This is a genomic window from Chitinophaga eiseniae, assembly GCF_900167135.1.
In the GTDB taxonomy this organism is placed as follows: Bacteria; Bacteroidota; Bacteroidia; order Chitinophagales; family Chitinophagaceae; genus Chitinophaga; species Chitinophaga eiseniae.
Window position 1 is genome coordinate 424,323 of sequence record NZ_FUWZ01000006.1, and the last position, 13,646, is coordinate 437,968.

At 51.8% G+C, this 13,646-nt stretch carries 11 protein-coding genes; 8 read left to right on the plus strand and 3 right to left on the minus strand.

The features are described from left to right. The first annotated feature begins 291 nt into the window (after nt 1-291). Nucleotides 292-1,236 (plus strand): terpene synthase family protein, encoded by a 945-nt coding sequence (locus tag B5D63_RS30805; protein WP_078672717.1) that lies wholly within the window; start codon nt 292-294, stop codon nt 1,234-1,236. A 16-nt stretch (nt 1,237-1,252) separates the two neighbouring features. Here the strand turns inward: B5D63_RS30805 and B5D63_RS30810 are convergent, their stop codons facing one another. Continuing rightward, complete coding sequence (locus B5D63_RS30810; RefSeq protein ID WP_078672718.1) at nt 1,253-1,759, minus strand: hypothetical protein; 507 nt, start codon at nt 1,757-1,759, stop codon at nt 1,253-1,255. Continuing rightward, complete coding sequence (locus tag B5D63_RS30815; RefSeq protein ID WP_078672719.1) at nt 1,743-2,204, minus strand: hypothetical protein; 462 nt, start codon at nt 2,202-2,204, stop codon at nt 1,743-1,745. The genes B5D63_RS30810 and B5D63_RS30815 overlap by 17 nt, the downstream gene beginning before the upstream one ends. Nucleotides 2,205-2,438: 234 nt before the next feature. Between B5D63_RS30815 and B5D63_RS30820 the strand changes: the two genes are divergently transcribed. The 7 genes from B5D63_RS30820 to B5D63_RS34840 all read left to right on the plus strand — a co-directional run bounded on the left by B5D63_RS30820 (nt 2,439) and on the right by B5D63_RS34840 (nt 12,368). After that, nucleotides 2,439-3,575, plus strand: coding sequence for a glycoside hydrolase family 43 protein (locus tag B5D63_RS30820; RefSeq protein ID WP_078672720.1), 1,137 nt, complete (start codon nt 2,439-2,441; stop codon nt 3,573-3,575). 75 nt (nt 3,576-3,650) lie between these two features. After that, nucleotides 3,651-4,448 carry an alpha/beta fold hydrolase gene (locus B5D63_RS30825; protein ID WP_078672721.1) on the plus strand — a complete coding sequence of 266 codons (798 nt, stop codon included), beginning with the start codon at nt 3,651-3,653 and terminating at the stop codon, nt 4,446-4,448. 339 nt (nt 4,449-4,787) lie between these two features. After that, complete coding sequence (locus tag B5D63_RS30830) at nt 4,788-7,106, plus strand: PSD1 and planctomycete cytochrome C domain-containing protein (RefSeq protein WP_078672722.1); 2,319 nt, start codon at nt 4,788-4,790, stop codon at nt 7,104-7,106. 52 nt (nt 7,107-7,158) lie between these two features. Continuing rightward, on the plus strand, nt 7,159-8,613 hold the full coding sequence (locus B5D63_RS30835; RefSeq protein WP_078672723.1) for a DUF1501 domain-containing protein: 1,455 nt from the start codon (nt 7,159-7,161) through the stop codon (nt 8,611-8,613). Nucleotides 8,614-8,626: 13 nt separating this feature from the next. Continuing rightward, nucleotides 8,627-9,652 carry an NHL repeat-containing protein gene (locus tag B5D63_RS30840; RefSeq protein ID WP_078672724.1) on the plus strand — a complete coding sequence of 342 codons (1,026 nt, stop codon included), beginning with the start codon at nt 8,627-8,629 and terminating at the stop codon, nt 9,650-9,652. Beyond that, nucleotides 9,652-11,808 carry a c-type cytochrome domain-containing protein gene (locus tag B5D63_RS30845; protein WP_078672725.1) on the plus strand — a complete coding sequence of 719 codons (2,157 nt, stop codon included), beginning with the start codon at nt 9,652-9,654 and terminating at the stop codon, nt 11,806-11,808. Before B5D63_RS30840 ends, B5D63_RS30845 begins: the two co-directional genes overlap by 1 nt. Nucleotides 11,809-12,146: 338 nt before the next feature. After that, a complete protein-coding gene (locus tag B5D63_RS34840; RefSeq protein ID WP_143313209.1) occupies nt 12,147-12,368 on the plus strand; it encodes a hypothetical protein in 222 nt (73 codons plus the stop codon). A gap of 545 nt (nt 12,369-12,913) precedes the next feature. Here the strand turns inward: B5D63_RS34840 and B5D63_RS30855 are convergent. Next, the gene (locus B5D63_RS30855) at nt 12,914-13,552 is read right to left on the minus strand and encodes a class I SAM-dependent methyltransferase (RefSeq protein WP_078672727.1); all 639 of its coding nucleotides are present in this window, start codon (nt 13,550-13,552) and stop codon (nt 12,914-12,916) included. Nucleotides 13,553-13,646 lie beyond the last annotated feature (94 nt).

Here is a 13,646-nt window from a genome sequence, read left to right on the forward strand (position 1 = left end):
TGGTTGTTTTTTGACAACCGACGGTGGTATTCATTGAAAATCAATCACTTTTAACATACTACGTACAGGCAGGACACACTGCCATTGACCGATAGTCAACTGCAGGATACCGTCGGGAAAGCACCTATATTCAAAATAAAACCGCCATAACAACTGCTGGTTGTTGTAGCCTGAAGTGATATTGCAGTCTGGGAAAATAACTTAGCTATCAACCCATCATGTTTGCACGCCTGTTTTTACCTGTTCCTGTGATCTGTACTCGGTAACCATTTATTTAAACCATCCGCCCAAATGGAAATTCCCTTATTCGTATCCCGTTTTCCGGTGATGGAACACCCTCAGAAAAACGATATCATCGCCGACATCAAACAATTTTTTACCACCACTGCTTTCGACATCCTCAATGAGAACACCCGGCAATATGGAGATTACATGGCTGCCGGCGCCCTGTATTGCATTTATATTTACCCGTTGGGGGACACGGAGAAGCTGAAGGCTGTCGCCCGCTACTTTGCCTACTGGGCCCTGGTAGACGACCTGTATTTTGATAATTCTACCGACCTGGACGATATCCGCCGGATGATGGAGCAGTTTATAGCGGCCACGGAGGGTACGTCGGGCGACAGTCGTTTTGCACCGGTAGCAGCTTTCTGTTCCCGGACTGACTGGAACGAAGGGACGCTGGATTTATTCAGAAGCGAGATCATCAAATACCTGGAGGGCATGATGCAGCTTCGCATAGCAGAAGTGCAGGAACAGCGGCTCACGGTGGAGGAATACCTGCGCTGCCGTCATTACAACATTGCGATGTGGGTCATTTTCTCGTTATTATATGATACACAGGACGACCTCGAGCTATCGACCTTCCGGCATCCCGGGTTTGCGGATATTTTCGACTGCTCCAGCAAGTGTATCGCCGTATTGCTGGACCTTTATAATTTAAAAGCGAAAAAGGAGGAGAAGTCCGAATACACCAATCTCGTCCGGGTGATGCAACGTGCCGAGGGTTTGGATGAGGATGCCGCCATCCGCAAATGTATACAGTTGTTCTACGATTACGAGCTGGAGATGGAGGAAGCGTGTGACCGGCTGGCGGCCGATTACCCGCGGGAAGTGCTTTATTTTAAGTATGTCGAGTCCGGCTCTGTCAGATACTGCACGGAGAGCCGTAAAATGCGGTACCAGCAGGTGTCCGATACCGACGAGTCCCTGGTCAATGGCCGCACCGTTTTGTGAGATGGTTACCGGCTATTTACAAAGGGGCCGGTACCAGCGCCAGGATAGGATTCAGAATGGTTTCTTCAAACTCCGTTGCGCGCTGTTCCTGCGCTTTTCCGCCGCCAAAAGCGGGGCTGATCTTATAGTTTTTGACGAACTGCTGCTTTTTCTTTCCCATAGCGTAGTGCCACTCTCCCGACCCGGATTTGGTGAAGACCACCATTTCATTCAGCGCCATGAGCCGCTTCTTTCCGAAAGGCGGATTTTCTTTGTACACCGCATTGGTCTCCCTGTCAAATTCATAACGCACATTGAACCGAAACACATAATCGACCAGGCTATGGCCAACGAAATAAATCATCAGGGCAAAACATACGATCCTGCCGGGCTCCCCTATCCGGACGTAAAAAACAGCCAGGAAAATGGCGATGGCGGCAGTGATCCCTGCGTACCAGGCCAGGCTGGACAACAGTCTGCGGTTGGGCTGCAATGACACCCTGCCGGGAATTATCTCCACGTGTAGCTTATCCCTTAGACTCATCTGTTGAAATTATTTCTTCGATATCGTTTAAAACCCCCTGTATCCCCCTGGCGGTAAACCCTTGCACCAGGGATACAGATTTCTCCTTACCGTCTTTCAGGTAGTACATATTCAGGGTGGTATTGGTGGTAATAAAATTCTGCCGCACGGAATACAGTTCAAAATGTTGTATAGCCGCTATTGGTATGGTAAAAACAGGTTTTATCAGCGCCATTCTTCCGCTGATCTCTTTTTTATCCATGTCGATGACCAGCGATTTGGTAAAAGCGCTCAGGACAAAGATCACGCCGCAGGCGGCAAATATCCATATCACGCCGGGTGATTTTATGTAGATACCAAGAACGACGAAGGCCAGCGCCAGTCCTATTACAACAATATTGAACCCTAACTGGGGCTTCATTTTGTACACGTTACCTTCTCTGGTAAAATATTTGGGTTGTTCCATTGGTGAACGATTCAGGTTTAATATAGGTATTTCAAATGGTCCGTATTTGGGTTACTCCCCAACCTGCCGAAACGGCTTAGTTTATCCATTTCCGTTGGGAGCGGCAAATTAAAGTTTTTCGCAGAGTAATCAGCATTTTTTTTCCGACGGGGCTGCTGCTCCCCTGTCACCTCAGAAAATCGCTTTCATTTATAACTTCCGGCGATTATATTTGTCTGCCTGACATATCCATTTATGAACAACACGCTAAAAATCGCCATCGGATACCTTGTTGCCACGTTCCTTGTGTACGGCACCGGAACAGCACAAACTCACACCTATAAAAACCCGCTGCCCATAAAATTCGGCGACCCTTATGTGCTGCAGGCAGAGGGTGGCCAATACTACATGTACGGGACGGGTGGCGGCGCCAAAAACGGCTTTGCTGCCTATTCATCACCCGACCTGGTCCACTGGAAAGAAGAAGGACAGGTGTACTACGCCGGTAACAGGAACGGCTGGAGCGACTCCACCGCCGCCTGGAATGGCGCCTACTGGGCCCCGGAAGTATACGCCCACCAGGGCAAATACTACCTGTTCTACAGCGCACAATGGAAAAACAATCCCGGCAAGGACCTGGAGAATTTTCGTATAGGTGTGGCCGTTGCCGATACCCCCGTCGGCCCATTCACCGACCTGTCCGGCAAACCCATCTTCGACCCCGGTTATCCCATCATAGATGCCAATGTATTATTTGACAAAAGCGGTAAAATCTATCTCTACTATTCCCGCTGCTGTTACAAACACCCGGTAGAAAGTGAAGTGGCGGACTGGGCGCGGAAAAAAGGTTGGTTCGAGAGCGTAGAGGAAAGCTGGGTATATGGCGTGGAACTCAAACCGGATTTCAGCGGTGTTATCGGGGAACCCGTGTTACTGTTGCGTCCACCGGTAAAGATGGGCGACCGGCAGACGGAATGGGAAAGCCGCTCCGTTACCTCCAAAGAAGTCAACCGCCGCTGGACGGAAGGTTCGGCCATTTTCCAAAAGGGCGACACCTACTACATGATGTACTCCGCCAACTACTTCGGTGGTAAGAACTATGCCGTGGGATATGCCACTTCCAAAAGTCCGCTGGGCCCCTTCCTCAAAGCGGCTAACAACCCCGTATTACAGAAGAACAACGATAAGGGCGGCGTGGTGACCGGTACCGGGCATAACAGCATCACCTGGTCCCCGGATGGGAAAGAGATGTTTTGCGTATACCATGCCCGTACCCTGGCCACCGGCGACGAACGCGTGGTATTTATTGACCGGATGAAGATTTTAAAAGACGGGCAACTGGTGGTGGAAGGCCCAACCACCACATCACAGATAGCGCCGCAACGAAAATAGCGCCTCCCGTTGTTGGACAGCAGGGAGCATGGGTTATAGCTTCCCTCCACATTAACTTCATACATAAAATTACCTATGGCACCCTGGCATAACGGAACATGTACCGTCAACAACATTCTACTGCATTACACCAGAACAGGAGGAGATAAACCTCCGGTAATACTGTTACATGGATTGATGACCAACGGACTGTGCTGGTCCGCTTTAGCGCGCGAACTGGAGAAGGACTATGATATCATCATGCCGGACCTCAGAGGGCATGGTCAGTCAGCCGCCCCGGACCATGGGTACCGTTACGATGACCACGCCAATGATGTTGCAGGTCTGATCACCGCTTTAGCGCTTCCCGCTCCCGTGCTTATAGGACATTCGATGGGCGGCATGACCGCAGCCGTGGTGGCCAGTCGCACGCCCAATCTCTTACGGGGCCTGGTCCTGGCCGACCCGACATTCCTGAGCCCTGAAATACAACGGGAAGTCCACAACAGCGACGTCGCGGAGCAACATCGCAAGGCGCTGAATATGTCACTGGACGAACTGATGGATGCAGCACGGACCCGGCACCCCCACCGCTCAGCGGAGACGATTGAACTATTTGCCCGGGCCCGGCTGCAAACAAACATGGCGGCCTTTGAAGTGCTCACACCACCGAACCCCGATTATCAGCAATTGATACGCGAAACAACCGTCCCATCGCTGTTGATATTTGGTGATAAAGGGGTCGTAACATGGGAAGTTGCGGCTGCTTTGCAGCAACTAAATTCCGGATTGCAGGCAGAACAAATTCCCCTGGCAGGCCATAGTGTTCATATAGACCAACCCGAACGTTTTACAGCTATGGTCAAAACATTTTTGCATGCCATTACTTCCTGAACTCTCCATAAAACAAAAAACGTTGCGCACATGTAATCCCGCTGCAGCAGCTGCTATTAGCCGCAGCCGCCAACCCTTTCCATCATTTATTTATCTTATCGCGCCTGCCGTTCGTCAATAAAATTATTTCTTCCTATTGATTTGTAAATAGAAATACTATATTTGTTTATGTTCATACATATGAACGAATTGTTGGATAGCTAAGAAAGGCAAAAAAAGCATCAATCAGAATCAAAATAGCATAGATATTCCCGCTACCCGGGCGTACGTTTCCTATGCAAAGGGACCTGCATGCCATCCAACATTGTAAGTGAACAATTGTACACGAATAATCAGATTATGTTCCAACGTTATGTAAAAGCAGCAGCCTGCGTTCTCACTATTCTTACTGCCTGTAACCACCAGGACACGCAGGACCAGTCGCAAGAAAAGATGCCGGACATCGTGGACTACAACTTCCACGTACGGCCTATCCTGTCTGACAAATGTTTCGCCTGCCATGGTCCCGACGCCAACAAACGCGAAGCCGGCCTGCGCCTCGACATTGCTGACAGCGCCTACAAAGCGCTGCGGGACGATCCCGGCGCGCACGCGCTGGTACCCGGCAATCCGATGGCCTCTGCTTTATACCAGCGCATCAGCACCGCCGACACCTCCATGCGTATGCCACCACCGTCCAGTAATATGGTATTGAGCAGTTTTGAAGTAAAACTTATTGAGAAATGGATCAAACAGGGCGCTAAGTATAAACCTCACTGGGCGTTTGTACCACCAGTGTCACCGGCCTTACCACAGGTAGAGGACCGCAAGTGGGCACGCAACGAGATCGACCTTTTTACGCTGTCACAGATGAACGGGAAAGGCCTCGCACCAAACCCTATGGCCGACCGGGAACGGTTGCTGAAGCGCCTCTGCCTGGATCTCACCGGACTGCCTCCCACCCTCGCCAGGATGGAACGTTTCGCCAAAGACAGCAGTGACAAAGGCTACGAGCTGATGGTGGATGAACTGCTGCAGGACAGCGCCTATGGCGAGAAAATGGCGGTCCACTGGATGGACGTGGCACGTTACGCGGATTCCCATGGATACCAGGACGATAACTACCGCAGCATGTGGCCGTGGCGTGACTGGGTGATACACGCTTTTAACAAAAATCTCTCTTATAAGGATTTTGTGACCTGGCAACTCGCCGGCGATATGATCCCCGATGGTACCCGTGAACAGCTGCTGGCATCGGGCTTCAACCGTAACCATAAGATCACGGAAGAAGGTGGCGTCATAGATGAAGAATACCGCATTGAATACGTGACCGACCGTACCAATACCTTCGGTAAAAGTATGCTGGGCATCACCCTCGAATGCGCCCACTGCCACGATCATAAATACGATCCTTTCTCCCAGAGGGAATATTATGAGGTGTTCGCATTCTTCAATAATGTCAAGGAGATAGGCCTGGAATCCACCGTCGGCGGCCCGGAGACATACGCGAAAAAACCTTACATGGAGATCACCAAAGAAGATCTCAACGGTATACTCCACTTCCTCAACAAACAGGACACTGCCAGGCTGATCGTATCCGTAATGGGAGAAAGAGACAGCACCCGAAAGACCTATATCCTGGGCCGCGGCAACTACGACAATCCTACCACGGAAGTTACACCAGGCACGCCGCTGTCTATCTTGCCATTCAGCACCAACAGCTACCCTTCCAACAGGCTGGGTCTAGCCAACTGGTTGTTTGATGCGAAAAACCCGCTTACCGCCCGTGTCTTCGTGAACCAGGTATGGCAGGAATTTTTTGGCAGGGGCATCGTCAAAAGCACCGGCGACTTTGGCATGCAGGGCGATCTTCCCAGCCATCCCGCGCTACTGGACTGGCTGGCGACAGACTTTGTACAGCACGGCTGGAATATCAAAAGGCTGGTGAAACAGATGGTCATGTCGGCTACCTACCGGCAATCGGCCGTGATCTCTCCGGAGAAACTGAAAGCCGATCCGGAGAACGTTTACCTTTCCAGGGGGCCGCGTTTCCGGCTGCCTGCCGAAACGGTCCGTGACCTCGTATTACAAAGCAGCGGCCTGCTCGTACCCGAAATCGGCGGTCCGAGCGTAAAACCGTACCAGCCTAAAGGACTGTGGGAAATGGCCACCTCCGGCCGCGGACAGCTGTCCACCTACCGCCAGGACCATGGCGCCAGCCTTTACCGCCGCGGGCTCTATACTTTCATCAAAAGAACGGTGCCACCACCATCAATGATGATCTTCGATGCCAGCAACCGGGACCAGTGCGAAGTAAAACGCGCAGCCACCAATACCCCGTTGCAAGCGCTCATCATGCTCAACGACCCCACGGTGCTGGAAGCATCCAGAGTACTGGCATCGCGCCTGTTGCAACAAAGCACCGGCACCGAACAAAACATACAACAGGCCTTCCGCCTGATCGTTTGCCGCACACCGCAGGCGCAGGAAACCGCCACGCTGCTCAAATATTACGAACAACAGCAAGCCTATTATAAAAAGCAACCTGCCAATGCCTCCAAACTGTTACACCACGGGGAATATCCCATGGCGACCAACCTGGACCAGGCGTCCTGGGCGGCTATGATGCAGGTGATCACCACCATTTACAACCTGGAAGAAACACTTTCCAAAACGTAAACCGCGAAGATCATTTCTCACCACAGATTTTTTCTCTTTAAAAAATAACAAGATGAAAAACGAATTCCTTGAGCGTCACCTGAATATGAACCGCCGGAAGTTCCTCTCCCGGATCAGCCTGGGCATCGGCAGCGTAGCGCTCGGCTCCCTGCTGATACCTGACCTGTTTGGAAAAAGCAACGCCAGTGAGGCGCCCTTCATCCCCGGTATGCCGCACTTTGCTCCTAAAGCTAAAAGAGTCATCTATTTGTTTCAGAACGGCGCTCCCTCACAACTGGAGAGCTTCGACTATAAACCCAAACTGCGTGAGATGATGGGCCAGGAACTGCCGCCCTCCATCCGAATGGGACAGCGGCTCACGGGCATGACCGCCGGACAATCGTCGTTTCCGCTGGTAGGCTCTCATTATGATTTCCGGCAGTATGGCCAGGCCAGGGCCTGGGTGAGCGACCTCTTCCCGCATACCGCACAAGTCGTGGATGACATCTGCATCGTGCGCTCCATGTTCACCGAGGCGATCAACCACGACCCGGCGCTCACTTTCTTCCAGACGGGCGCACAGCAGGGCAACCGTGCCAGCTTTGGCTCCTGGATGAGCTATGGCCTCGGCAGCGAAAATAAAAACCTCCCTGCCTTCTGTGTGTTGCTCTCCCGTGGTAAAGGCAACGGTCAGGGCGTATATTCCAAACTGTGGTCCAACGGTTTCCTCGACAGCATCCACCAGGGAGTACAGTTCAGCAGCGGCGACAGCCCCGTGCTCTACCTCAACAATCCAGAAGGCATCGATATGGCCAACCGCCGGCAGATGCTGGACCAGCTGGCAGCACTCAATGATCAGTCCTATAAAGACTTCGGCGACCCGGAGATCAGCACCAAGATCCAGCAGTATGAAATGGCCTACCGTATGCAAACGGCCGTGCCGGAGCTGACAGACCTCTCGAAAGAACCGGATGACATCATCAAACTATACGGCCCTGAATGCCTTGTTCCAGGCACCTTCGCGGCCAACTGCCTGCTGGCGCGCAAGCTTTCCGAAAGCGGTGTGCGCTTCGTACAGCTCTATCACCAGGGATGGGACCAGCACGGCAACCTGCCCAATGAAATGGCCGGGCAGGCCAAAGATGTGGACCGCGCTTCCGCCGCGCTCATCACCGACCTGAAACAACGCGGCCTGCTGGATGAAACACTCGTGATATGGGGCGGTGAATTTGGCAGGACCAACTATTGCCAGGGTAAGATGACCGCAGACAATTACGGCCGCGATCATCATCCACGCGCCTTTTCCATCTGGATGGCCGGCGGCGGTGTAAAACCCGGTATCGTATATGGCGAGACTGACGAGTTCGGGTACAATATTGTGAAAGATCCTGTACACGTTCATGATTTCCACGCCACCGTTTTACACCTGATGGGGCTGGACCACGAAAAGCTAACATTCAAACACCAGGGCCGTCGCTACCGTCTTACCGACGTGGCCGGAAAAGTCATTCCCGGGTTAATGGCCTGATAAAATATCACACATGGAAAGAAGAAAATTCGTACAATCGTCTGCGTTACTAGCCGCCTCTTTTTACATTTCCCATGACCTGTTTGCCCGTCCCAAGGGACCGGTATACGGCCACCACGATATGCGTTATACCCTCGACACGCGCTGGGGTACGCTCGACAGCAGCCGTCACCCGGTGAAGGACTGCCATGAAATGGTACAGGATAAAAAAGGCCGCATTATCCTGCTCACCAATGAAACGAAGAACAACATCCTCGTTTACAATAAATCCGGTAAACTGCTGGAGTCGTGGGGACATGCGTTCCCCGGGGCTCACGGGCTGACGCTGGCCAACGAAAACGGTACCGAGTACCTGTTCATCACCGATACAGACAAACACGAGGTCTATAAAACCACCATGGACGGCAGGATCGTAATGACGATCAGCTACCCGGCGGAAACGGGCCACTACAAAAAGAAAGAAGAATTCGTTCCTACCGAAACCACCATTACCGACGAAGGCGATATCTATATCGCGGACGGTTATGGTGCGCAGTATGTGATGCATTACGACCGTCAGGGTAAGCTGTTAAACACTTTCGGCGGCCGTGGCGAAGGCGACGCACACCTGGACAACGCCCACGGTATCTGCGTTGACCGTCGTCAGGGCGCTCCTTCCCTGCTGGTGACCGACCGTACCCGCAACTGTTTCAAACGTTTCAGCATGGATGGTCAGCTGCTGGAAGTGATTTCCCTGCCAGGCGCCTGCGTATGCCGCCCGGTGATCAAAGGCGATCATCTCTATGCGGCCGTATTGCGCTCTCCCGATATGAATCTTAGCGGCAGCGGCTTTGTGACCATCCTCGACAAAAACAACAAGGTTGTTTCCAATATCGGCGGCACTGCGCCGGTGTATAACGGTCAACAGCTGCAACCCATGCAGCAGGCGGAGAAAATTTTCGTTCACCCGCATGATGTATGTGTAGACAACGATGAAAACGTGTATGTGGCCCAGTGGGCCGCGGGCAAAGTGTACCCGTATAAACTCAGGAGGGTCTAATGAAGTGGAATCGTATCCGATGGCAGAACGCTGGTAATCAGTTTTTATTCGCCGCTAACATTTTTATACTGGTTTTATTCATCGCCGGCAGCCATCTTACAGTGCCTGCCTGGCTACAGGTATTGGGGCGTATGCACCCCCTCGTGCTGCATTTCCCGATCGTACTACTCCTGCTGGGCAGTCTGCTGCTGTTTGTACAGCTGCGCGAGCCGGAAGCCAGCCGCTGGAAAAACCGCTTCACGGAACTGCTCCTGCTGACAGCGGCACTTACCACGGCCGTTACTGTTATTATGGGACTGCTGCTTGCCCGGGAAGGAGGTTATACCGACAACGGCAGCCTGCTGTGGCATAAATGGGGCGGCGTGGCTGTTTTATGGGCTGCTTCCGCGCTGTACTGGCTGCGCGCTGCCGCAAAGCCCTGGCTGCCGAAAGCAGGCGCGCTCGTCACCGTGGTGTTATTGCTCCTTACCGGCCATTACGGCGCCGACATTACGCATGGCAACAATTTCGTGCTGGCGCCGGTGACGCCACGCAACACCGCCGTGCCGCTGGACAAGGCGCTGGTGTATGAACACCTGGTAAAGCCCCTCCTCGAAGAAAAGTGTATGAACTGCCACAACGCCGGTAAAGCAAAAGGCGGCCTGTCCATGGAGCTGCCGCAACAGCTGCTTGCTGGCGGTAAGAGCGGTAAATTGTTCGTTGCCGGCAATCCGGCTGTCAGCCTGCTGATGGAAAGACTGCACCTTCCGGCAGATGATAAAAAACATATGCCACCCGCCGGCAAACCACAGCTGACAGAGGATGAGGTAGCGTTGCTGTACTACTGGATCAAAGGAGGCGCCGACTTTAAAACGGCCGTAGCCACGCTGCCGGCCCGCGATAGCCTGTATCTGCTGGCAGCACAACGCCTGCAGCCTGCTGCCTCCGAAGCGCCGGTGTATAATTTTTCTGCAGCTGATGACAAACTGGTACAGCAGCTCAGCAATAACTACCGCGTCGTATACCCGATAGCGTTACACGCCGCTCCCCTGGTGGCCAACTGGTATAACAAAGACAAGTTCGACATCAAATCCGTCAGTGAACTGTTGCCCGTCAAAGAGCAGCTTATCGAGATGCATTTGCAGAAGATGCCGGTGAAAGATGCAGACCTGGAGGTAGTGGCGCAGTTCAAACAGCTGCGGGTACTCAACCTGAGCTTCACCAATATCACCGGCCAAACATTGGCCGCACTGGGAAAACTGCCTCATCTGCAACGTCTTTCCTTATCTGGCACGCCCGTTACGCTGCAGCAGCTGACAGCGCTGAAAGCCGCTCCGGCCCTGAAAGAACTGTATGTCTGGAATACCGGTATGTCTCCCGCGGACCTGCAACAGGCACAAAAAGTATTTCCTAAGGCGACCGTAGTGAAAGGCTTCACCAACGATAAAGGTGAACAACTGAAACTGAACCAGCCGATAGTGCTCAACCCGGTTGCCGTCTTCCAGCATAGCCTGCAACTGAAAATGCAACATCCCGTGAGAGGGACCGAGATCCGCTACACGACCGACGGTAGCACCCCCGACAGCCTGCATTCGCCTGTGTTCAAAGATAGCCTGCTGATCACCGGCAATACCGTGGTACGCGCCATCGCGTGCAAACAAGGATGGTATGCCAGCGATCCTATACAGCTCTCTTTCAGCAAAACTACCTATACGCCGGATAGTATCCTGCTGCGGAACCCGGGGGAAGGGTCGTATATTGCCAACGGCAGCCGTAGCCTGACCGACGGCCAGAAAGGCGGAACAGACCATAACAACGGCAAATGGCTCGGCTATACGAAAAACGGATTGGAAGCGATTGTACAATTCCCTCAGCCAGTACCGTTGAAAGCTGTAACCATCAGCGCGCTGCGTAATACCGGCGCCTATATCTTCCTGCCCCACCAGGTTGAAATATGGGGAGGCAACGATCCACGGCATCTTAAATTACTAAAGAAGGTCACTCCTCCTGCGGATAAAAAAGACGATCCCGTTACCACCTTGGATATCGATTGTGACTTTCCGCTCACACAGGTATCTTATCTGAAAATAATGATGACACAAGCCACACTGCCGCCATGGCACCCGGGCAAAGGAAACCGTGCCTGGCTCTTTGTAGACGAGCTGCTTTTCAATTAAGAAAGAGAGTTGCCCTGGCAACTCTCTTTTTCTTTACAAAATAAGTTGGTGTCAAGTAGTTAAAATCTGTACACAATCCGCTAATTTCTATTACATCTCCCCGCTCTAAACCTAGCACCTTTGTATCCGCACGCAGCGCAGATACGGACGGCCATCGCTACATATCTGCGCCGTGTGCAAAAAAGCAGCATCTTTTAAGTACACCATCCCTCAAAATACAAACCCTCGAATGCCTGATTTTTTTTCGCCGGGCGTACATCGCCCGCTTATACCATCCTTCCCCCGGGACAACATTTCACCCACGTCTTTTCATTAATCCAGTATATAATATCTATCACATGAAGAAGAAGACAGCAAAAAAGTTAAGTCTGAAGATGATCAAGGTAGCTCAGTTAAACGACAGCGGAGCACAGTTTATTCTTGGTGGTAATGCCGGCTCTCTTACCCCTCCGGTCACTACTTCCAGAACTACAGGCCCGTCAGGCCCGCCTACCGGGCCTGTGGACCCATGTGCCTCTGCCACCTGCACGGTAGCGTGCCCGCACGGATGGTCACGGTAATCCCTTTCTGATAACAGCCTTCCGGCGATACCGTTATCAATACCCGTCAGGCTTCAGGTCAATATAACCCTGAAGCCTGATGGTAAATTACATATATAAGATCATCATTTTCAGCAGAACAAAATGGTAAACCTCAACAATGGCATGGTTCTGGCTATTATATGCGAGGAAACATTACTTTATGAAAAAAATACATCTACTTTTAACGGCTGTTGTCGTGATTCTTTTTAGTTCCTGCTATACGGTACACACAGCCGGTAACAGCGGAAAAGTACCTCCGGGGCAAGCAAAAAAAATGACCGGGTCAAAGTCTGCCAAACCATATGCGCCCGGGCAACAGAAAAAATACTAAGCAGCATGCATGGTGATTTTACGGCTTTTTAGTGGGGTGTTGCAGCACAGACACCCGTCTTAACAGCGGGAAATCGATACGTATTCCGGTGCCGGGCAGGGTTAAAGGTACATCGTACCACCGCTGCCCCCTTCTGCCCCGCCTCCTTTTTCCTTTTTTTCATATCATCGACAGGCTAATCCACTTTAAGGCTTCATTTTTTCTCTGCCCAGATATAAGCCCTCCTCGTAGGGTATTCCACCCCTTCATAGGGCCTCCTTTCTACTGCATCAACAATACCAAATCCGGCCGCTTCGAGTAAGGTAATGATCATATCTGTCTTAAAAAAGAACAGGTCAACATCTACTGCTTTATCATGCGCTTTATCAAAATGAACAACTTCGTCTCCTGCGTGAAAAGAAAATAAAAAGCCCCCACCTGTTTTCAGCACCCGGTAAATTTCTTTGAAACAAGCGCCGACCTGCTCATGCGTGAAATGTACGATGGCATAGAATGCCACCGCACTACCCAGGCAGGCGGAAGGGTAACCGGTATTCAGCAGATCGCTGGTCTCAAATTTTATCTGTGGGGAAAGCCTGCGCGCTGTAGCTACCATAGCGGGCGATAAGTCCGTACCCACCAGGTCTTTCATACCATTATCATACAGGAACCGCGTAGTTTGCCCGGGCCCACAGCCAAAGTCGGCACACAGCCCCTTTTCTTTATTGGCAAACGCAAACTCCTTTAGCAACAAGCGGTCAAAATGTTTTCTGGAGAGCTCTTCCCAGCGCTCCGCCGCATAGTCTTCGGCCACCTGGTTATAACAGTGCAATATTTTTTCCTGTGGGTTCATATGAAGCCTGAGTTTCCGGTATTAACAAATTTTGATTACTGAAAATATGCTTTAAAAACGATATGGAGAAATGTGCCCGCTTGCTTTTTCTACA